This is a genomic window from Aliiroseovarius marinus (assembly GCF_050881025.1).
In the GTDB taxonomy this organism is placed as follows: domain Bacteria; phylum Pseudomonadota; class Alphaproteobacteria; order Rhodobacterales; family Rhodobacteraceae; genus Aliiroseovarius; species Aliiroseovarius marinus_A.
Window position 1 is genome coordinate 136,426 of record NZ_JBNNXQ010000004.1, and the last position, 18,319, is coordinate 154,744.

The following is an 18,319-nucleotide window of genomic DNA, read 5'->3' on the forward strand; positions in this document are numbered from 1 at the left end:
CAGGGCAAGCGGCGTGTGGTCACAGCTTCGACAGCGCGCGCCACAGGTTTGTTACGGGTTAAACGGGGCGGCGGATCACTTCCGTCGCTTGTGTTCATCCAGCCGCGGAAAAATTTCGACGAAGTTGCAGGGAAGGTGGCGATAGTCCAGCTGATGCACAAGAATCTCGTCCCACGCATCTTTGCAGGCGCCGGGGCTGCCAGGCAGGGCGAAAAGATATGTGCCGTTTGCGACGCCTCCCGTGGCGCGGCTTTGCACAGCCGACGTGCCGATCTTTTGCATCGAGACGATGGTGAAAACGGTGCCGAAAGCCTCGATCTCTTTCTCGTAGACATCGCGATGGGCTTCGACGGTCACGTCACGACCGGTCAGCCCAGTGCCGCCCGTGGAGATCACCACGTCAATCTCGGGGTCCAGCGACCAGGCGCGCAGCTGATCTGCAATCTCGCCACGTTCGTCCCGGATGATCTTGCGGTCGGCCAGCTGGTGCTCAGCCTTTTCGATGCGCGCGACCAGCGTGTCGCCGGATCGGTCTTCGGCCATGGAGCGGCTGTCGGACACCGTCAGCACCGCAATGCGGACTGGGATGAATTCCTTGCTGTCGTCGATGCGGGTCATTCACGTTCCTTCAGCTTGGCCTGTAGGTTCAGAAGGTCGGCCCAGGCCTCACGCTTGGCAGCGGGGTTTCTGAGCAGGTAGGCCGGGTGGAACATCGGCAGGATGGGTTTGCCCCAGACCTCGTGCCAGCCGCCCCGCAACCGGGTGATGCCGCGCTTACCAAGGACGGCCTGACAGGGGGTGTTGCCCATCAGAACGATCAGGTCGGGGGCCACCAGCTGCACGTGACGCTCAAGGAAGGGAACCATCATGGCCATTTCCTCGGGCGATGGATCGCGGTTCTGCGGTGGGCGCCAGGGCATGACGTTGGTGATATAGACCGCGTCTTTCGACAGAGGCACGTCGCGCCCCATGCCAATAGCACCAAACATCTTGTCCAGAAGCTGCCCGGCGCGGCCCACAAAGGGTTTGCCTTCACGATCCTCGTCCCGTCCCGGTGCTTCGCCGATGATCATCACACGCGCTGCCGGGTTGCCGTCCGAAATCACCGTATTGCGCGCGCCTTTCTTCAGCTCGCAGCCGTCAAAGGCTTTGATGGCGGCCTTCAGCCCATCCATGTCCTGCGCCCCTGCTGCGGCCTGTTTGGCCAGAGCGACGTAGTCGATGCTGGGGGCGGCAGGCGGCGCTTTCGGTGTTGCCCGCTTGGGCAGGTCTTGGGCGGCGGCTTTCGGGGCGGGTGCCTGTTTTGGCGTGGGTGGAGCCAGCGCATAACGGTCAACAGGCGTATCCCCAACCGCGTCGACCGCGCCCAGTTCCACATACCAGTCCAACAGCGCTTTTGCGCTGTGCCAGTCCAGTTCCGTTTGCGGTGCCGATTCCATGCTCGCAGCCTATGCGCGCGCGTCGGGAAGGTAAACGCCCCTGACAAAACCGGGCAGCGCCACAGAAGGGATAGACGAACCCGCGCCCCGACCCTATAAGCGCTGGGAACCAAGGACGGAGGCCCGCATGACATTCCGCCAACGCCATCTTCTGGGGATTGAACCTTTACGCCCCGAAGAGATTACATCCGTTCTGGACCTTGCTGACAGCTATGTGGATCTGAACCGCTCTGCCCAGAAACGGTCAGAGGCTCTGGCCGGTCTGACCCAGATCAACATGTTCTTTGAAAACTCCACCCGCACGCAGGCCTCGTTCGAGATTGCCGGCAAACGGCTGGGTGCGGATGTGATGAACATGGCGATGCAGGCCTCGTCCATCAAAAAAGGCGAGACGCTGATTGACACGGCGCTGACGCTGAACGCCATGCACCCCGATCTGCTGGTCGTGCGCCACCCGCATTCGGGGGCCGTGAACCTGCTGTCTGAGAAGGTGAATTGTGCCGTTTTGAACGCGGGCGACGGCAAGCATGAACACCCCACGCAGGCGCTGCTTGATGCTTTGACGATCCGGCGCGAAAAGGGCCGGTTGCATCGCCTGACCGTCGCGATTTGCGGTGACATCGCGCATAGCCGCGTTGCCCGCTCGAACCTGATCCTTCTGGGCAAGATGGAAAACCGTGTGCGCCTTGTCGGCCCGCCGACGCTCATGCCCAGCCAGATCGACCAGTTCGGGGTCGAGGTCTATGACAACATGGAAGAGGGTTTGAAAGACGCCGATGTGGTCATGATGCTGCGCCTTCAGCGCGAGCGTATGGATGGCGGTTTTATCCCCTCGGAACGCGAATATTATCACCGCTTTGGTCTGGACGCCGAAAAGCTGGCCCATGCCAAGGATGACGCCATCGTCATGCACCCCGGCCCGATGAACCGGGGGGTCGAGATCGACGGCACCATTGCAGATGACATCAACCGATCCGTCATTCAGGAGCAGGTCGAGATGGGCGTTGCCGTGCGCATGGCCGCGATGGACCTGCTGGCGCGCAATCTGAAAGCAGCGCGGGCCGAGACCGCCGGGGGTGTTTATGTCTGATCCAGAGTTCGAACTCGAACCCCGGCTGGAAAGCCAGACTGGACCAGAACTGGAACCGGGCGAACAGCTGATCGAAAGCTATTCCGGCAATCTGAGCACCTATGTGAAAGAGCATGTTTTGCTGGCAGCTCTTGGGTCTGTCCTGATGTCGGGCACGCTTATGTATATGGGCAATCCACATGCGTGGACGGGCATTGTCGGGGCGGTTGCGGCGATTGCAGTGCGTGGGTTCTACGTCGCGCGTGAGCAGCTTGGGTTTACCTGGCATCTGACCAACCGGCGCCTGATCGGGCCGGGCAACCGCACGATCCTTCTGAGCAATATCGACAAGGTGAATGTGATCTTCACCGCCGCGCAGGTGGTGACACATTCCGGTGACAAATACATGTTGAAATACCAGGCGGATGCCAAGGCCACTCAAGCGGCCATCGACCGCGCGCGGGGGGCATGAGGAGAGCACAATGACCACCACTTTCACCAATGCCCGCCTGATCAACCCCGAGACCGGCACAGATGCGCTGGGCAGCCTGACCATCGACGGCGGGTTGATCACCGGCGTCAATGAGCGCGAGACAGGCGACGTGATCGATTGTGGTGGCAAATGTCTTGCGCCGGGGATTGTCGATATCGGCGTGAAGATCGGCGAACCGGGCGAACGTCACAAGGAAAGCTTCAAGACCGCAGGTCATGCGGCGGCGGCAGGTGGGGTCACCACCATGGTCATTCGCCCCGACACCACGCCTGCCGTCGACACGCCCGAGACGCTGGCCTTCGTCGGGCGACGCGCCGGTCAGGTCGCGCCGGTGAATGTGCATTCCATGGGCGCGCTGACCAAGGGCCGCGAGGGGCGCGAAATGGTCGAAATGGGCTTCATGCTGGACGCAGGCGCCGTGGCCTTCACCGATTGCGACCACGTGGTGACGGACAACAAGGTCTATTCCCGCGCCATGACCTATGCGCGCTCACTGGGTGCGTTGATCATTGGCCACCCTCAGGATCCGCAGCTGTCCAAAGGGGCGGCGGTCACCTCGGGCAAGTTTGCCTCTCTGCGCGGACTTCCGGCGGTCAGCCCGCAGGCGGAACGGATGGGGCTCGAGCGCGATCTGGCCTTGGTCGAGATGACCGGTGTGGCCTATCACGCCGACAGCCTGTCGACGGCAAAATCCCTGCCCGCGCTGGAACGCGCCAAAGCCGCCGGGTTGGACGTGTCAGCCGGGGTGAATATTCACCACCTGACACTGAATGAATTCGACGTGGGCGATTATCGCACCTTCTTCAAGGTGAAGCCGCCGCTCCGGTCTGAAGAAGACAGGCTGGCCATGGCCGAGGCTGTGGCGTCGGGTTTGATCGACATCATATCATCGATGCACACGCCGCAGGATGAAGAAAGCAAACGTCTGCCCTTTGAAGAAGCCGCCTCGGGTGCTGTAGGTCTGGAAACGCTGTTGCCGGCCGCGATGCGGCTGGTGCATGCGGGTCTGATCGACTTGCCCACATTGTGGCGCGCGTTGTCTCTGAACCCGGCCCGCAGACTGGGTCTGCCGGGTGGGGAGCTGACCAAAGGCGCGCCCGCCGATCTGGTGCTGTTTGATCCCGACGCGCCCTTCGTTCTGGACCGTTTCAAACTGCGTTCGAAATCCAAGAACACGCCTTTTGATGGCGCGCGGATGGAGGGCAAAGTGCTGGGCACATGGGTCGCGGGCACCCGCGTTTTCGGAGGCGATGATGCCTGAGCTGACCACCGCGCTGCCCATCCTGTGTCTTGTGGCGCTGGGGGGCTATCTTTTGGGGTCGGTGCCTTTTGGCATCGTGATGGCGCGGCTTTTTGGTCTGGGCGATCTGCGCCAGATCGGGTCGGGCAATATCGGGGCGACCAATGTTCTGCGCACAGGCAACAAGCTGGCAGCGCTTCTGACCCTGATCGGCGACGCGGGCAAAGGGGGCGGAGCTGTGTTGATTGCCCGCGCCCTGTTTGCCGAAGATGCCGCGCAACTGGCCGGGTTCACGGCCTTTCTGGGGCATTGTTTTCCCGTATTTCTTGGTTTCAAGGGCGGCAAAGGCGTGGCCACCTGGCTGGGCACCATGCTGGCCCTGGCCTTTCCGCTGGGGCTTGCGGCTTGTGCTCTCTGGCTTGTCACCGCTTTGGTCTTTCGTATCTCGTCGCTTGCCGCATTGGTGGCCGCCGCCCTGTCACCCGTCGTCGCGGCAATTTTCGGCTGGCACAGCATGGTTTTGATCTCGGTGGCTTTGGGTGCCTTGATTTTTCATCGTCACCGCGCAAACATCGCGCGCATCAAATCCGGCGAAGAGCCACGCATTGGGCGCAAGCAACGCCAAGAGTGACAAGGATCAAATAAATGGATTTTCAGACGTCTGTCAGAACCTGTTTCCAGAACTACGTGACATTCTCGGGCCGCGCGATACGCAGCGAGTATTGGTGGTTCACGCTTTTCATCATCATCGCGTCGATTGTGCTGGGCCTTGTGGATGGCGCTGTATTTGGCTGGGGCAACCTGTTTTCACCGCTCAGTGATTTGTTTTCCCTGGCGACGATCCTTCCAAGCCTTGCCGTCACATCACGTCGTTTGCATGATATCGACAAGTCGGCTTGGTGGATGTTGTTGATCCTTGTGCCGCTGATCGGTTGGATCGTTCTGATCTATTGGATGTGCCAGCCCGGCACCCAAGGTCCGAACCAGTTTGGCAACGACCCTTTCGGGAATGACCCTGTTGGAGCCGACGATGGCGATTACGCCCCGTCTTCAATCCCAAATGTCGGCGACTGATCGTCCAACGGTTCTAAGAGCCTGATTTCTAGAAAACGCGCCTTGCCTCAGTTCAAGGCGCGATTTTGCAATTCCAAGAGCGCTGGCCAGAAGTTTTTGCACCGCCTTGTTGGCTTTTCCATCTTCGGGAATCGCAGTTGTCATCACCCGTATCTGCCCGTCATGCAATGTGACCTCGTTCCGCGATACTTTCGGTGTCACCCGCACGGCGATCCGCGCGCCTTCTTGCGCAAGATGTGAAAGTTCACCTTTCTTCATCTGATCAGAGTGCCGCGCCGGGCTGGACGGCGCAAGGTTCCTCGGTCACTGTGCAGAAAACAGGAGGTTCGCATGCGCAAGACAGGGTTTTTCTGGGACGAAAAATGCTTTTGGCATTCGGGTGGAAACTATGCGGGCAATTTGCCGGTCGGGGGGCTGGTTCAACCTCTGGCGGCGGGGGGACTGCCAGAAAACCCCGAGACCAAACGGCGGCTCAAAAACCTGATGGATGTGACCGGCCTGACGCAGGATCTGATCACGCAAACGGCAGAGAACGCGGATCACGAGATGCTGACACGCGTGCATCCTGCCAGCTATCTGGAGGCGTTCCGGCAGGCCTCTGACACCGGGGGTGGAGAGCTGGGCCTGCGCACGCCCTTTGGTCCGGGGGGCTACGAGATTGCGACCCTGTCTGCGGGGCTGTCCGTGGCCGCACTCGAGGCGGTCTTGCGCGGCAAACTGGACAATGCCTATGCGCTGTCACGTCCACCGGGCCACCACTGCCTGCCCGATTTTCCCAACGGGTTTTGCCTGCTGGCCAACCTGTCCATCGCGATCCGCAATGCGCAGGCCAAGGGATTGGCCAAGCGCTTTGTGGTGCTGGATTGGGATGTGCATCATGGCAATGGCACCGAAGCGGTGTTCATTGATGATCCCGACGTGTTGACCATCTCGATCCATCAGGAACGCAACTATCCTTTGGACACGGGCGATGCGCAGGTGCGGGGCGAAGGCGCAGGGCAGGGGACCAATATGAACATCCCGCTGCCGCCGGGGGCAGGGCATGCCACATATATGGAAGCCATGGAGCGGCTGGTTTACCCGGCGATCCGTGCGCATGAACCAGAGGTGATCGTGATCGCCAATGGCTATGACGCGGCGTTGATTGATCCTCTGTCCTGCATGCTTGCAACGGCGGACACGTTTCGACAAATGACACGACTGGTCATGGCTTGGGCGGATGATCTGTGTGACGGTCGCTTGATGATGGCGCATGAGGGCGGCTATTCCGAGGTTTACGTGCCGTTTTGCGGCCATGCCGTGCTGGAAGAGATGTCGGCCTCCAAGCGGCACGCGCCCGATCCTTTGGCGGAAACCTTCGCCGCGCGTCAGCCAAATGCCGCGGCAGAGGCGTTCTTTTCCAGCCAACTTGCGGACTTGGCCACATTCCTCAATGTAACGTGACTTAACATCTTGACGTTGGGCAACACAGACCCGACATAAGCCCCAAGCCAGCCGACATCAGATGCGGCCAAGCAAGCCATTGCCCGACCAAAGGACACGACATGCCTGACCGCAATCAAGCCGCGCTCGACTTCCTGCTGACCCGGCGTTCGCGCCCGGCCAAAACCCTGACTGGCCCCGGCCCGGATCGCGACACCATCCATACGATTCTGACCGCCGCCGCCCGCACGCCGGACCATGGCAAGCTGGAGCCATGGCGCTTTGTGGTGCTGGAAAAGCCCGCGCTTAAACGTGCCCATGCCCTTGTGGCCGAACGTGGTGCTGCGTTGGGGCTGGATGAAGCCAAGATCGAAAAAGAACAGATCGCCTATGACCGCAGCCCGCTGGCCATCGTGGTGGTGGAAAGCCCGGTGGACAGCGAAAAGGTGCCTGCGATCGAACAAACCTATTCTGCCGGGGCCGTTTGTCTGGCGCTTCTCAACGCGGCACTTGCCTCTGGCTGGGGGGCGAACTGGTTGTCCGGCTGGGCGAGTTTCGATGCAGAATTCACACGAGACGCCTTTGGCCTCGCCGCTCACGAACGCGTTGCGGGCATCATTCATATCGGCACGGAAACCGTCGCCCCGCCCGAACGCCCGCGCCCCGATGTGCCTGCCAAAACCACATGGATCGAGACATGATATTCGACGACTTCTTTCGCGCGCTTGGCCAACTGAGCGACCCGCGTTTTCGCAATGTACTGCTAAAGGGTCTGGGCCTGACAATCGGCCTTTTGGTTGCCGTGACCCTGGGCATGACCTGGCTGGTGGGCTTCTTGGTGCCCGACACGCTGTCGCTGCCCTTTATCGGCGAGGTGAACTGGGTCGAGGGTTTGGCGCTTTGGGCGTCGGTTCTGTTGATGATCGTTCTGTCCGTGGTCCTGATGGTGCCCGTCGCAGGCGCGTTTACCGGGCTTTTCCTGGACGAGGTCGCAGATGCGGTTGAGGCGCGCCACTACCCACATCTTGGCCCCAATCCAGAGCAGTCCATCTTCTCGGCCGTGCAAGAAAGTCTTGGCTTTTTTGGTGTGATCGTTGGGGTGAACCTGATCGCGCTGCTCCTGTTCTTCTTCCTTGGTCCACTTGCACCAGTTCTGTTTTACGCGGTGAACGGGTACCTTCTGGGTCGAGAGTACTTCACCATGGCCGCCATGCGCCGGATGCCACGAGCAGACGCACACGCGCTGCGCCGCCGCCACAACGCACAGATCTGGTTTGCCGGATGCTTGATGGCAGTGCCGCTGTCGGTGCCGCTGGTGAACTTGTTGATCCCTATTTTGGGTGCTGCAAGCTTCACGCATATGTTTCACCGGCTCGCTGGGCGGTGAAGTAAAAGGGCGCCAAGTGGCGCCCTTTTCTTTTATCCCGTTACATCATCGTAGCGGTCGAACCAGTCGATATCCTCAACCCCGATCCAACCTGATATGATGATCCCGGCAATGGCCGCCCAGGCCAGCGTGCCCGCAATGGTCACGATGATCAGCGTGCGTCCCAGTTTGAAATTGGCCGGCGCACCGGCATGGGTGCCGGGCACGATGTCACCCTCGTCTCCTTGCGTGCGCAGCCGGATTGGCAGCACCACGAACATGGTGACGAACCAGATCACGACATAAAGAACGAGGGCAGCGGTGATCGACATCAGACCTGTTCCAGTTCGACCAGCGTGCCGGTGAAGTCCTTCGGGTGCAAAAACAGAACCGGTTTGCCGTGGGCACCGATTTTCGGCTCGCCCGTACCCAGAACCCGCGCGCCCGAGGCTTGCAGCTGGTCACGCGCGGCCAGAATGTCGTCGACCTCGTAGCAGATATGGTGAATGCCACCCGACGGGTTCTTTTCCAGAAATCCGGCGATGGGCGAGTTGTCCCCCAGCGGGTAGAGCAGCTCGATCTTGGTGTTGGGCAGTTCGATAAAGACAACGGTGACGCCGTGGTCGGGTTCGTCCTGCGGCGGGTTCACCTTGGCGCCCAGCGTGTCGCGGTATTGCGCGCTGGCGGCTTCAAGGTCCGGCACGGCGATGGCTACGTGGTTCAGGCGTCCAATCATCTGTCTCTCTCCCAATTTGATCCTCGCGCAGGTGTATCCCAGGCGGGGGCGCAGGGGCAAGTGCTGCAGTGCCGCATCGCTGCGTCAGGGCCTCGGGTTGGGCGCATGGGGGTGCACCGGGGAGAATCACGGGCCGTTAACCGGGCATTTATCAATTTGGTCGCAATGTGGCAGAGAAAGGAGGCTCCCCATGAGCGATGATATGGAGACATTCATTCAAGCGCAGCCCGCAACACAGGATCGGCCCTTGCAGGGGATGACTGTGCTGGTGGTCGAAGACAGCCGTTTCGCGTCAGAGGCCATCCGGCTACTCTGTCTGCGGTCCGGGGCACGTATTCGGCGCGCGGACAGCCTTGCAGCGGCACATCGGCATTTGCGGGTCTACCGACCGTCTATCGTGATTGTCGACATGGGGTTGCCGGATGGGTCCGGGGCCGAGTTGATCGAAGAGCTGTCCAAGGAATTGGTGCGCGTGCCTGTTTTGCTGGCGATGAGCGGCGATGATGGCGCCGAGGACGCGGCTTTGGCCGCCGGGGCCGATGGATTCATGGCCAAGCCAGTGGAAAGTTTGGCAGTGTTTCAACAGGCGATCTTGGCGCAATTGCCCGCCGCAGAGGGTCCACCCGGCCCACGTTCCTTGCCCAGCGACATGGTGCAACCTGACCGCATGGCCTATCGCGATGACCTTGTGCATGTGGCAGAGATGATGCGGGACAAGGTCGACAGCAAGACACAGGATTATCTGGCACAGTTTCTGGGCGGTTTGGCCCGCAGTGCGCATGATGACGGCTTGGAAGCGGCTGCCACCAGTCTGGCCCAAGCCCGGGCAGAAGGGCGCATGACCCGTTCGGATTTGGCCCGCGTTGCGGGCATGCTGGAAGAACGTCTGGCCGAAAGACGGTCGATCTGACCACCACCCATAGCACCGGGTATTGTCCTTAACGCCTTGTTTACCACGGTGACTGACACCGATTCTTGCCCGGGATAGGGCATGAAATGGGTCCGGATCGACCTCAATTGCGCCCCAATTCACTGCGATGTTGAGCACATATGGGGCGAGCAGACTGAATAACGAGGACACTCAGATGAAAAATATACTGAAGCGTTTTGCCGATGAAGAATTTGGAAATGCCGTGATTGACTGGACCGTGCTTTTGGCCGGGACCTTTATGCTGGCCATCGCCGTCGTGATGACCATTTCTTCGGGAACAGAAACTGTGACCGACACGACCAGCCAGCGCATTGCTGCAACACCGGTTGGTGGGCAGGGCTGACCGGCCCTGGGGTCGGGGCACGACGTGGCTTCGTGACACTGGCCCGACACCTATCAGAGAGATCGCAAAGTGAAGGCGCATCAGCGCCTTTCTTTTTATGCAATAACGCGACCGAGTACTGTCTGACGCCCAATAGATGAGGTCAGCTTGCACAAGGAAGCAAGCTGCCGTCAGCAAAACTCCCGGCCGCGCAATACCTGCGCGTTTTACTCCTGTGGGATCACACGCAGATGAAGCTCGCGCAGCTGCTCGTTCATCGGTTCCGACGGTGCATTCATCATCAGATCTTCGGCGCGCTGGTTCATCGGGAACATCATTACTTCGCGGATATTTTCCTGATCGGCCAGAAGCATCACGATGCGGTCAACACCTGCGGCACAGCCACCGTGGGGCGGTGCGCCGTATTGGAACGCGTTGACCAACGCACCAAAGCGTTTCTCCACCTCGTCCTTGCCGTAACCTGCCAGTTCAAACGCTTTGAACATGATCTCGGGTTTGTGGTTCCGAATGGCGCCCGACACCAGCTCGTAGCCGTTGCAGGCAAGGTCGTACTGGTACCCCAAAACGTCCAGGGGATCGCCGTTCAGCGCGTCCATACCACCTTGCGGCATCGAGAATGGGTTGTGTTCAAAGTCGATCTTGCCGGTTTCTTCGTCGGCTTCATAGATCGGGAAGTCCACGATCCAAGCGAAAGCAAAACGGTCCTTGTCGGTCAGGCCCAGCTCGTCGCCGATGACGGCGCGGGCGCGGCCAGCGACAGCCTCGAATGCTTTGGGCTTTCCGCCCAGGAAGAAGGCCGCGTCACCCACGTCCAGACCCAGCTGCTGGCGGATGGCTTCGGTGCGCTCGGGCCCGATATTTTTGGCCAGCGGACCGGCGGCTTCCATGCCACCTTCCACTTCACCCGATTTCAGCTTGGCCTGTGCTTCCTTCACGGTGATGCCCAGTTCCTGCGCCACGCCATCGGCGGTTTTCTCGCGCCAGAAGATATAGCCCATGCCGGGCAGACCTTCCTGCTGGGCAAACTTGTTCATTCGGTCGCAGAATTTGCGCGAGCCGCCTTTGGGCGCCGGGATCGCGCGCACTTCGGTGCCTTCGTTTTCCAGCAGCTTGGCGAAGATTGCAAAGCCAGAGCCTGCGAAATGTTCCGACACCACCTGCATCTTGATCGGGTTGCGAAGGTCCGGCTTGTCGGTGCCATACCACAGCGCCGCGTCCTTATACGAGATCTGCGGCCAGTCCTGATCGACCTTGCGGCCACCGCCGAACTCTTCGAACACGCCCTTCAGAACGGGTTCAATCGTGTCAAACACATCCTGCTGCTCGACAAAGGACATCTCCATGTCCAGCTGATAGAAGTCGGTGGGCGAGCGGTCGGCACGCGGGTCTTCATCGCGGAAACATGGTGCGATCTGGAAATACTTGTCGAAGCCAGCCACCATCATCAGCTGTTTGAACTGCTGAGGGGCTTGCGGCAGCGCATAGAACTTGCCCGGATGCAGACGCGACGGCACCAGGAAGTCACGTGCGCCTTCAGGGCTGGAGGCGGTGATGATGGGCGTCTGGTATTCACGGAAATCCGCGTCCCACATGCGCTTGCGCATCGAGGCCACAACGTCCGAGCGCAGCTTCATGTTTTCCTGCATCACCTCGCGGCGCAGGTCCAGGAAGCGATATTTCAGGCGGGTTTCTTCCGGGTATTCCTGATCGCCAAAGACGATCAGCGGCAGCTCGCCCGCGTCGCCCAGCACCTCAAGATCACGCACAAAAACTTCGACCTCGCCTGTGGGGATCTTGTCGTTGACCAGATCGGCGTCACGCGCCTTCACATTGCCGTCGATGCGAATGCACCATTCCGAGCGCACTTTTTCCATCTCGGCAAAGACCGGGCTGTCGGGATCGCACAGCACCTGCGTCACGCCATAATGGTCGCGCAGGTCGATGAACAGAATGCCACCATGGTCGCGCACCCGGTGGACCCAGCCCGACAGGCGGACGGTGTCACCGACGTTGGATTTGTTCAGTTCGGCGCAAGTGTGGCTGCGATAGGCGTGCATGTCAGGCTCCCAAGAGCGGTTCAAAGGTTTCGCGCCGATACACCTGCCTTGAGGCCCAAAGTCAAGATGAAGCGGTCGATTTGACCACAAAACCGTGCCTTGAGCTGTGCAAGAGGCTTTGCCGAACGGATCAAACTCGCTAAAAGCGATAAAAATTGAGGGCCCATCATACAGTCCGCGACCTGAGCCATTTCAAGGCGAAGCTTCAGGTTTGGGTAGGGGCAGAGGTTATTAATGTCGGATATTCTGATGCAGGACACCCCTCCGCGCCAGACATATGTGCGGATTTTGCTGGTCATCGCGATCTGGGTCGTGGTGTTCTGGGTCAATAGCGGCTCCGTTTATCCGATCGATTTTTCCTCCATCTATATCGCCGCCACGTTTTACGCCGATGGTGCGTTCGACATGATTTTCCCTCCCAGCGACCAGTTTTTCTGGGATGAGCCTCCCTTGGCTTGGCGCGCGCAGGCCGAAGCGGCGGCGGCACAGTTCCACACCACGCCCGAGCAATTTCCGCCATATATCTATCCGCCGCTATGGGCCGCGGTTTTTGCACCATTCACCGAATGGGTCAGTTTTCGGGCGGCTGCGGGGATGAACCTTGCGCTCAATCTGGCATCGGGGGCTGTCATGATCTGGATGGGTGCTGCATTGTTCGGCCCGCGCGCAGAAACGATTTTCCGGTGGGTGCTTCTGGCGGCTTTGCTGTCGGCCACCAGCATGGCGGCGCATTTGTCGTTCAATCTTGGTCAGGCACAGGTTTTTGTCTCGGCTTTGGTGCTGCTGTCGATGTTGCAATTGTCACGCGGGCGGGATTTTCGGGCGGGCGGCTGGCTGGCGCTGGCGGCGGCGATCAAGCTGACACCGGCGCTTTTTGTTGTGATCTTTGTGATGGAGCGGCGCTGGCGGGCTCTGGCAACATTTTTCGTCGTTGGGGGCGCTTTGGCAGGGCTGTCCGTGATGGCGACGGGCTGGGCGCTGCACGAGCAATTCATGGCCAAGCTGGGCATGATCGAGGGCGATGTGCTGCTGTCACGGGTTCATCTTGGGCTGGATCAGGCGTTGTTTTATGCACAACAGGCCGTGTCGGGTGGGTTTGACTGGGCGGTGCATTTGCCGCGGGTTGAACCGAAACCTGTCTGGATCGACTGGAGCATCAAGCTGTGCCTTCTGAGCGGAACCTGCCTGACCTGGTGGGTGACACGCGCGCTTGATACGGGGCCGCGTCTGTGGGGGCGGCTCTTGCTTTTGCAACTTCTGTCTATACTGGTCAGTCCGCTGGGGTGGCTGCACTATCTGTTCCTGCCCCTTCTTTTGCTTCCCGGACTGATCGAACTGCGCCCGACCCGCGCCGTCTGGGCGGCTGGGTTTATGGCGTTGATCGGGTTCTCTGTTGTGATGTTCTCGTTTATTTTCAAACAGTTTCTTGTGATCCCGGTGCAGAGCCTGTTCCACGTTGCATTGGTGGTTTTTCTGTTCTCCGTGACTGTTGTGGTCTTGGCGCACACCCCCCGCGGTGAGGTCTCGTCATGAGCGCCGCATCCAAGGGAATGACCTATGCCGGCTTGGCCGCGCTGATTGTGATTGCGGGTCTTTTGCTGCGCACCTACTGGGACAATTGGCCGGTGGACCTCAGCGCACTTTACTTTGCTGCGCATTTCTACGGTCAGGGGGCCTATGATCTTGTGTATCCCGCGGGCGCGTTTTTCTGGCCAGACAGCGGCACGCCGCCTGAGTGGACAGCCCTTGCGGCTCAGCAGGGGAACCCGAATGCCATCCTGCCCCCTTTCGTTTACCCGCCGGTCTGGGCTGCGCTGCTGGCCCCACTGACCCAGGGCATGACCATGGTGGAATTTGCCAATGCGATGTTGGTTCTGAATGTCGCCTCGCTGGTGGCCCTCGTCCTTTTCGGGTTTGATATGGCGCGCCGCATGACGGCCGAGACGTTTCACGGCGATGCCCCAAACCTGTTGCTTTGGGTGTTGGCTTGCGGAGTGCTGATTGGTTTTACCTCATTTGGCATGCTGTCGCTGCAGTTGGGACAACCGCAGATATTCGTCTCGGCCCTTATGGTTGGCGCGCTTTGGGCCATGATGCGGGGTCGCGACCTGTCTGCGGGGGCGCTATTGGCGCTGGCGGCGGCGATCAAACTGATGCCCGCCATGTTGGCCGTGGTCTTTGTGATGGAGCGCAATTGGCGCGCGTTGAGCGCCTTTGTGCTGGTGGGGGCTGTGCTTGCGGGCGGGTCGGTTCTTATCACCGGCTGGCCCATGCATGCGGGGCTGCTGGAGCGCATCGGCATGCTGGATGGCGAGATTTTGGAAAGCCGCCTGTCGATTGGGATCGAGTTGAGCCTTTTGCATCTGAGCACCCTGCTGTCTGGCACGGCGCATTGGGACATTCCGGGTCCCGGCATGGTGGCGCAGCCTGTCTGGGTGGGCATCAGCGCGCGCGTGATCCTGCTCGCGGGACTTGGAGCAAGCTTCTGGGTCACCCGAGACGTGCCAGACACAACACGCCAATGGTTGCGATTTCTTCTGAGCTTTCTCTTCGTCGTGCTCACCGCGCCACTGGGATGGATACATTATCTGATCCTGCCAGCCCTTCTTTTGCCGGCCTTGGCGACACTCATGCGTGCCTCGTGGTGCTTGCCAGTGCTTTTGGCCATCGCCAGCCTTTTATCCATCGCGTTGTTCCTGACTTTGTCGGACTATGACTGGGCCGGATATGTGCAAGTGCATCTGCATGTCAGCATGGTTTTGGCCGTGATTGCGGTTTTGTTTGCTTTCGCGCGCGAAACCCGGCGCTGAGGCGCTTTCGGGGCTTGCACAAACCCCTCGGCTGTCTATAACCCACGACAATTTGCGTGCGGTTGGGATTTCCGCGCGCCCACCAGTCTGCCGATGGGGGATACCATGCCGAAAAGAACAGATATCAACTCGATTATGATCATCGGTGCGGGGCCCATTATCATCGGGCAGGCCTGCGAGTTTGACTATTCGGGCGCTCAAGCCTGTAAAGCGCTGCGCGAAGAAGGCTACCGGGTCATCCTGGTGAACTCGAACCCGGCGACGATCATGACCGACCCCGGTCTGGCCGACGCGACATATATCGAACCGATCACCGCCGACGTGGTCGCCAAGATCATCGAAAAAGAGCGCCCCGATGCGCTGTTGCCCACCATGGGCGGACAGACCGGCCTGAACACCGCGCTGGAACTGGACGATCTGGGCGTCTTGGACAAGTTCAACGTGGAACTGATCGGCGCCAAGCGTGATGCGATCGAGATGGCCGAGGACCGCAAGCTCTTCCGCGAAGCCATGGACCGTCTGGGCATTGAAAACCCGCGCGCCACCATCGCCAACACGATGGAAGAATGCATGGCCGCTCTGGATGATATCGGCCTGCCCGCGATCATCCGCCCCGCCTTTACCCTTGGCGGCACTGGCGGCGGCGTGGCTTATAACAAGGAAGAATACATCCACTATTGCGGCACCGGTCTGGATGCCTCGCCCGTCAATCAGATCCTGATCGACGAAAGCCTGCTGGGCTGGAAAGAATACGAGATGGAGGTGGTGCGCGACACTGCCGACAACGCCATCATCGTCTGTTCCATCGAAAACGTGGACCCGATGGGGGTTCACACCGGCGACTCGATCACAGTCGCGCCCGCGCTGACGCTGACCGACAAAGAATACCAGCTGATGCGCACCCATTCGATCAACGTATTGCGCGAGATCGGCGTGGAAACCGGTGGATCGAACGTGCAATGGGCGGTGAACCCCGAAGATGGCCGCATGGTTGTGATCGAGATGAACCCGCGCGTGTCGCGCTCCTCGGCGCTGGCGTCAAAAGCCACCGGTTTCCCGATTGCCAAGATCGCCGCGAAGCTGGCCGTGGGCTACACGCTGGACGAGCTGGACAATGACATCACCAAGGTCACGCCTGCCAGCTTTGAGCCGACCATCGACTATGTCGTCACCAAAATCCCGCGTTTTGCCTTCGAGAAATTCCCCGGTTCCAAGCCCGAGCTGACCACCGCGATGAAATCCGTGGGCGAGGTCATGTCCATTGGCCGCACGATCCACGAATCGATGCAAAAGGCGCTGGCCTCGATGGAAACCGGTCTGACCGGTTTTGACGAGATCGAGATTGAAGGCGCGCCTGAGCATCCCGCCATCATCAAGGCGATTTCTGAACAGCGCCCCGACCGCATCCTGAAGATCGCGCAAGCCATGCGTCACGGGTTGTCCAACGAGGAAATCCAGCGTGTGACCGCTTTTGACCCGTGGTTCCTTGATCGCATCCGCGAGATTGTGGACGCCGAAAATGCGGTGAAAGAAAACGGTCTGCCGTCGGATGAAGCCGGTCTGCGCAATCTGAAAATGATGGGCTTCACCGATGCGCGTTTGGCGAAACTGACCGGGTTTACCGAAAAAGACGTGCGCAATGCGCGCCGCAAGGCGGGTGTCACCGCCGTCTTCAAACGCATCGACACCTGCGCGGCTGAGTTTGAAGCGCAGACGCCTTATATGTATTCGACCTACGAAGCCCCGATGATGGGCGAGGTGGAATGCGAGGCACGTCCCTCGGATCGCAAGAAAGTGGTCATTCTGGGCGGTGGTCCGAACCGGATCGGGCAGGGGATCGAGTTCGATTACTGCTGCTGTCACGCCTGTTTCGCGCTGACCGAAAGCGGTTATGAAACCATCATGGTCAACTGCAACCCCGAAACCGTGTCGACAGACTATGACACCTCGGACCGTCTGTATTTCGAGCCGCTGACCTTCGAGCATGTGATGGAAATCCTTGCCAAGGAACAAGAGGCCGGCACGCTGCATGGCGTCATCGTTCAGTTCGGTGGCCAGACGCCCCTGAAACTGGCGAACGCATTGGAAGCGGAAGGCATTCCGATCCTTGGCACCACGCCGGACGCCATCGATCTGGCCGAAGATCGCGAGCGTTTTCAGGCGCTTGTGAACCAGTTGGGTCTGAAGCAGCCGAAGAACGGCATCGCCTCGACCGACGCCGAAGCGCTGGCAATTGCCGAAGATATCGGCTTCCCGCTGGTCATTCGTCCCTCTTATGTGTTGGGTGGCCGCGCGATGGAGATTGTGCGCGACATGGCGCAGTTGGAACGCTATATCGCCGAGGCTGTGGTCGTGTCAGGTGACAGTCCGGTTCTCTTGGACAGCTATCTGGCCGGTGCGGTCGAAGTGGACGTGGACGCGCTGTCTGACGGCGAAGACGTGCATGTGGCGGGCATCATGCAGCACATCGAAGAGGCCGGCGTGCACTCGGGTGACAGCGCCTGTTCGCTGCCGCCCTATTCGCTGTCGAAAGAGGTGATCCTGGAGCTGCGCCGCCAATCGCGCGAGCTGGCCTTGGCCCTGAACGTCGTTGGCCTGATGAACGTGCAGTTCGCGGTGAAAGACGAAGAAATTTACCTGATCGAGGTGAACCCGCGCGCCTCGCGCACCGTGCCCTTCGTGGCCAAGGCAGTTCTGTCGCCCATCGCCTCGATCGCCGCACGTGTCATGGCCGGCGAGAAGCTATCCACCTTCGATCTGGTCGACCCCGAGATCGACAGCTACGCGGTCAAAGAAGCCGTCATGCCGTTCGCTCGCTTCCCCGGTGTGGACACGATCCTTGGCCCGGAAATGCGTTCAACCGGAGAGGTTATGGGTGCGGATAAGAGCTTCGCCATGGCCTTTTTGAAGGCCCAGCTGGGTGCAGGCACCGTGCTGCCAACCGAAGGCAATGTTTTCCTGTCGATCAAGGATGGCGACAAGGGGCCGCTTTTGGTTGAAACCGCGCAGATGCTGAAAGAGCAGGGGTTCCACATCCTTGCCACTTACGGCACCGCGAAATTCCTGGCCGAAAATGGCGTGGAAAGCGAAACGGTTGCCAAAGCTTATGAGCCGGGCCGGATGATCGTGGACCGCTTGAAGGATGGCGAAGTGCAGCTGGTTTTGAACACAACCGAGGGCACCCAATCCGTGAATGACAGCCGCGAAATGCGGTCGGTCACCCTGATGGACAAGATCCCCTATTTCACCACGCTGGCGGCCAGCCATGCGGCGGCGCGCGCGATGAAAGCGCGGGCGGAACGCGAGATTGATGTAAAACCGCTTCAGGATGTGTAAGAA

General features: G+C 60.0%; 19 protein-coding genes. 13 read left to right on the forward strand and 6 right to left on the reverse strand.

The window, feature by feature from the left end; translation table 11 throughout:
- Nucleotides 1-75: 75 nt before the first annotated feature.
- Entirely contained in the window at nt 76-618 is a 543-nt protein-coding gene (gene moaB, locus ACRY08_RS13275) for a molybdenum cofactor biosynthesis protein B (protein ID WP_432450435.1), read from the reverse strand.
- Entirely contained in the window at nt 615-1,439 is an 825-nt protein-coding gene (locus ACRY08_RS13280; protein ID WP_432450436.1) for a uracil-DNA glycosylase, read from the reverse strand. Before ACRY08_RS13280 ends, moaB begins: the two co-directional genes overlap by 4 nt.
- A 127-nt stretch (nt 1,440-1,566) precedes the next feature.
- Between ACRY08_RS13280 and ACRY08_RS13285 the strand changes: the two genes are divergently transcribed.
- The 5 genes from ACRY08_RS13285 to ACRY08_RS13305 are packed head-to-tail and all read left to right on the forward strand — an operon-like array spanning nt 1,567 to nt 5,315.
- Complete coding sequence (locus ACRY08_RS13285) at nt 1,567-2,529, forward strand: aspartate carbamoyltransferase catalytic subunit (RefSeq protein ID WP_432450437.1); 963 nt, start codon at nt 1,567-1,569, stop codon at nt 2,527-2,529.
- Complete coding sequence (locus ACRY08_RS13290; RefSeq protein ID WP_432450438.1) at nt 2,522-2,980, forward strand: hypothetical protein; 459 nt, start codon at nt 2,522-2,524, stop codon at nt 2,978-2,980. Before ACRY08_RS13285 ends, ACRY08_RS13290 begins: the two co-directional genes overlap by 8 nt.
- 10 nt (nt 2,981-2,990) lie before the next feature.
- Nucleotides 2,991-4,262, forward strand: a complete 1,272-nt coding sequence (gene pyrC / locus ACRY08_RS13295; RefSeq protein ID WP_432450439.1) for a dihydroorotase — start codon at nt 2,991-2,993, stop codon at nt 4,260-4,262.
- Nucleotides 4,255-4,872: a glycerol-3-phosphate 1-O-acyltransferase PlsY gene (gene plsY / locus ACRY08_RS13300; RefSeq protein ID WP_432450440.1), complete on the forward strand. Its 618-nt coding sequence runs from the start codon at nt 4,255-4,257 to the stop codon at nt 4,870-4,872. Before pyrC ends, plsY begins: the two co-directional genes overlap by 8 nt.
- 14 nt (nt 4,873-4,886) lie before the next feature.
- Nucleotides 4,887-5,315: a DUF805 domain-containing protein gene (locus ACRY08_RS13305; RefSeq protein WP_432450441.1), complete on the forward strand. Its 429-nt coding sequence runs from the start codon at nt 4,887-4,889 to the stop codon at nt 5,313-5,315.
- On the opposite strand, the gene ACRY08_RS13310 is transcribed toward ACRY08_RS13305, so the two are convergent.
- A complete protein-coding gene (locus tag ACRY08_RS13310) occupies nt 5,292-5,573 on the reverse strand; it encodes a DUF167 domain-containing protein (protein WP_432450442.1) in 282 nt (93 codons plus the stop codon). The genes ACRY08_RS13305 and ACRY08_RS13310 overlap by 24 nt on opposite strands.
- A 72-nt stretch (nt 5,574-5,645) precedes the next feature.
- On the opposite strand from ACRY08_RS13310, the gene ACRY08_RS13315 reads away from it, so the two are divergent.
- The 3 genes from ACRY08_RS13315 to ACRY08_RS13325 all read left to right on the forward strand — a co-directional run bounded on the left by ACRY08_RS13315 (nt 5,646) and on the right by ACRY08_RS13325 (nt 8,124).
- Nucleotides 5,646-6,758 carry a class II histone deacetylase gene (locus ACRY08_RS13315; protein WP_432450443.1) on the forward strand — a complete coding sequence of 371 codons (1,113 nt, stop codon included), beginning with the start codon at nt 5,646-5,648 and terminating at the stop codon, nt 6,756-6,758.
- A 101-nt stretch (nt 6,759-6,859) separates the two neighbouring features.
- The gene (locus ACRY08_RS13320) at nt 6,860-7,438 is read left to right on the forward strand and encodes a nitroreductase family protein (RefSeq protein WP_432450444.1); all 579 of its coding nucleotides are present in this window, start codon (nt 6,860-6,862) and stop codon (nt 7,436-7,438) included.
- Complete coding sequence (locus ACRY08_RS13325; RefSeq protein WP_432450445.1) at nt 7,435-8,124, forward strand: EI24 domain-containing protein; 690 nt, start codon at nt 7,435-7,437, stop codon at nt 8,122-8,124. Before ACRY08_RS13320 ends, ACRY08_RS13325 begins: the two co-directional genes overlap by 4 nt.
- 32 nt (nt 8,125-8,156) lie before the next feature.
- Here the strand turns inward: ACRY08_RS13325 and ACRY08_RS13330 are convergent, their stop codons facing one another.
- Nucleotides 8,157-8,435: a DUF1467 family protein gene (locus ACRY08_RS13330; RefSeq protein ID WP_432450446.1), complete on the reverse strand. Its 279-nt coding sequence runs from the start codon at nt 8,433-8,435 to the stop codon at nt 8,157-8,159.
- Nucleotides 8,435-8,839, reverse strand: a complete 405-nt coding sequence (gene mce, locus ACRY08_RS13335; protein ID WP_432450447.1) for a methylmalonyl-CoA epimerase — start codon at nt 8,837-8,839, stop codon at nt 8,435-8,437. The genes ACRY08_RS13330 and mce overlap by 1 nt, the downstream gene beginning before the upstream one ends.
- 190 nt (nt 8,840-9,029) lie before the next feature.
- On the opposite strand from mce, the gene ACRY08_RS13340 reads away from it, so the two are divergent.
- Together ACRY08_RS13340 and ACRY08_RS13345 are read left to right on the forward strand one after the other, a co-directional pair.
- Entirely contained in the window at nt 9,030-9,749 is a 720-nt protein-coding gene (locus tag ACRY08_RS13340; RefSeq protein WP_432450448.1) for a response regulator, read from the forward strand.
- 175 nt (nt 9,750-9,924) lie between these two features.
- Nucleotides 9,925-10,113 carry a hypothetical protein gene (locus tag ACRY08_RS13345; RefSeq protein ID WP_432450449.1) on the forward strand — a complete coding sequence of 63 codons (189 nt, stop codon included), beginning with the start codon at nt 9,925-9,927 and terminating at the stop codon, nt 10,111-10,113.
- A 206-nt stretch (nt 10,114-10,319) separates the two neighbouring features.
- Here ACRY08_RS13345 and aspS read toward each other — a convergent pair whose 3' ends face one another.
- Nucleotides 10,320-12,170, reverse strand: a complete 1,851-nt coding sequence (aspS, locus tag ACRY08_RS13350) for an aspartate--tRNA ligase (RefSeq protein WP_432450450.1) — start codon at nt 12,168-12,170, stop codon at nt 10,320-10,322.
- 234 nt (nt 12,171-12,404) lie between these two features.
- Between aspS and ACRY08_RS13355 the strand changes: the two genes are divergently transcribed.
- From ACRY08_RS13355 to carB, 3 genes are all read left to right on the forward strand, one after another.
- Entirely contained in the window at nt 12,405-13,703 is a 1,299-nt protein-coding gene (locus ACRY08_RS13355) for a glycosyltransferase family 87 protein (protein WP_432450451.1), read from the forward strand.
- Nucleotides 13,700-14,980 (forward strand): glycosyltransferase family 87 protein, encoded by a 1,281-nt coding sequence (locus ACRY08_RS13360; RefSeq protein ID WP_432450452.1) that lies wholly within the window; start codon nt 13,700-13,702, stop codon nt 14,978-14,980. Before ACRY08_RS13355 ends, ACRY08_RS13360 begins: the two co-directional genes overlap by 4 nt.
- 105 nt (nt 14,981-15,085) lie before the next feature.
- Nucleotides 15,086-18,316 (forward strand): carbamoyl-phosphate synthase large subunit, encoded by a 3,231-nt coding sequence (carB, locus tag ACRY08_RS13365; RefSeq protein ID WP_432450453.1) that lies wholly within the window; start codon nt 15,086-15,088, stop codon nt 18,314-18,316.
- The last annotated feature ends 3 nt before the right edge of the window (nt 18,317-18,319 follow it).

Excerpts from the sequence above, each read along its gene's own strand:
- carB (WP_432450453.1), top strand. The coding sequence starts at position 15,086 with ATGCCGAAAAGAACAGATATCAACTCGATTATGATCATCGGTGCGGGG.
- ACRY08_RS13360 (WP_432450452.1), top strand. The coding sequence starts at position 13,700 with ATGAGCGCCGCATCCAAGGGAATGACCTATGCCGGCTTGGCCGCGCTG.
- ACRY08_RS13280 (WP_432450436.1), bottom strand. The coding sequence starts at position 1,439 with ATGGAATCGGCACCGCAAACGGAACTGGACTGGCACAGCGCAAAAGCG.
- moaB (WP_432450435.1), bottom strand. The coding sequence starts at position 618 with ATGACCCGCATCGACGACAGCAAGGAATTCATCCCAGTCCGCATTGCG.
- ACRY08_RS13345 (WP_432450449.1), top strand. The coding sequence starts at position 9,925 with ATGAAAAATATACTGAAGCGTTTTGCCGATGAAGAATTTGGAAATGCC.
- ACRY08_RS13305 (WP_432450441.1), top strand. The coding sequence starts at position 4,887 with ATGGATTTTCAGACGTCTGTCAGAACCTGTTTCCAGAACTACGTGACA.
- pyrC (WP_432450439.1), top strand. The coding sequence starts at position 2,991 with ATGACCACCACTTTCACCAATGCCCGCCTGATCAACCCCGAGACCGGC.
- aspS (WP_432450450.1), bottom strand. The coding sequence starts at position 12,170 with ATGCACGCCTATCGCAGCCACACTTGCGCCGAACTGAACAAATCCAAC.
- mce (WP_432450447.1), bottom strand. The coding sequence starts at position 8,839 with ATGATTGGACGCCTGAACCACGTAGCCATCGCCGTGCCGGACCTTGAA.
- ACRY08_RS13315 (WP_432450443.1), top strand. The coding sequence starts at position 5,646 with ATGCGCAAGACAGGGTTTTTCTGGGACGAAAAATGCTTTTGGCATTCG.
- ACRY08_RS13285 (WP_432450437.1), top strand. The coding sequence starts at position 1,567 with ATGACATTCCGCCAACGCCATCTTCTGGGGATTGAACCTTTACGCCCC.
- ACRY08_RS13325 (WP_432450445.1), top strand. The coding sequence starts at position 7,435 with ATGATATTCGACGACTTCTTTCGCGCGCTTGGCCAACTGAGCGACCCG.
- ACRY08_RS13290 (WP_432450438.1), top strand. The coding sequence starts at position 2,522 with ATGTCTGATCCAGAGTTCGAACTCGAACCCCGGCTGGAAAGCCAGACT.
- ACRY08_RS13355 (WP_432450451.1), top strand. The coding sequence starts at position 12,405 with ATGTCGGATATTCTGATGCAGGACACCCCTCCGCGCCAGACATATGTG.
- plsY (WP_432450440.1), top strand. The coding sequence starts at position 4,255 with ATGCCTGAGCTGACCACCGCGCTGCCCATCCTGTGTCTTGTGGCGCTG.
- ACRY08_RS13320 (WP_432450444.1), top strand. The coding sequence starts at position 6,860 with ATGCCTGACCGCAATCAAGCCGCGCTCGACTTCCTGCTGACCCGGCGT.
- ACRY08_RS13330 (WP_432450446.1), bottom strand. The coding sequence starts at position 8,435 with ATGTCGATCACCGCTGCCCTCGTTCTTTATGTCGTGATCTGGTTCGTC.
- ACRY08_RS13340 (WP_432450448.1), top strand. The coding sequence starts at position 9,030 with ATGAGCGATGATATGGAGACATTCATTCAAGCGCAGCCCGCAACACAG.
- ACRY08_RS13310 (WP_432450442.1), bottom strand. The coding sequence starts at position 5,573 with ATGAAGAAAGGTGAACTTTCACATCTTGCGCAAGAAGGCGCGCGGATC.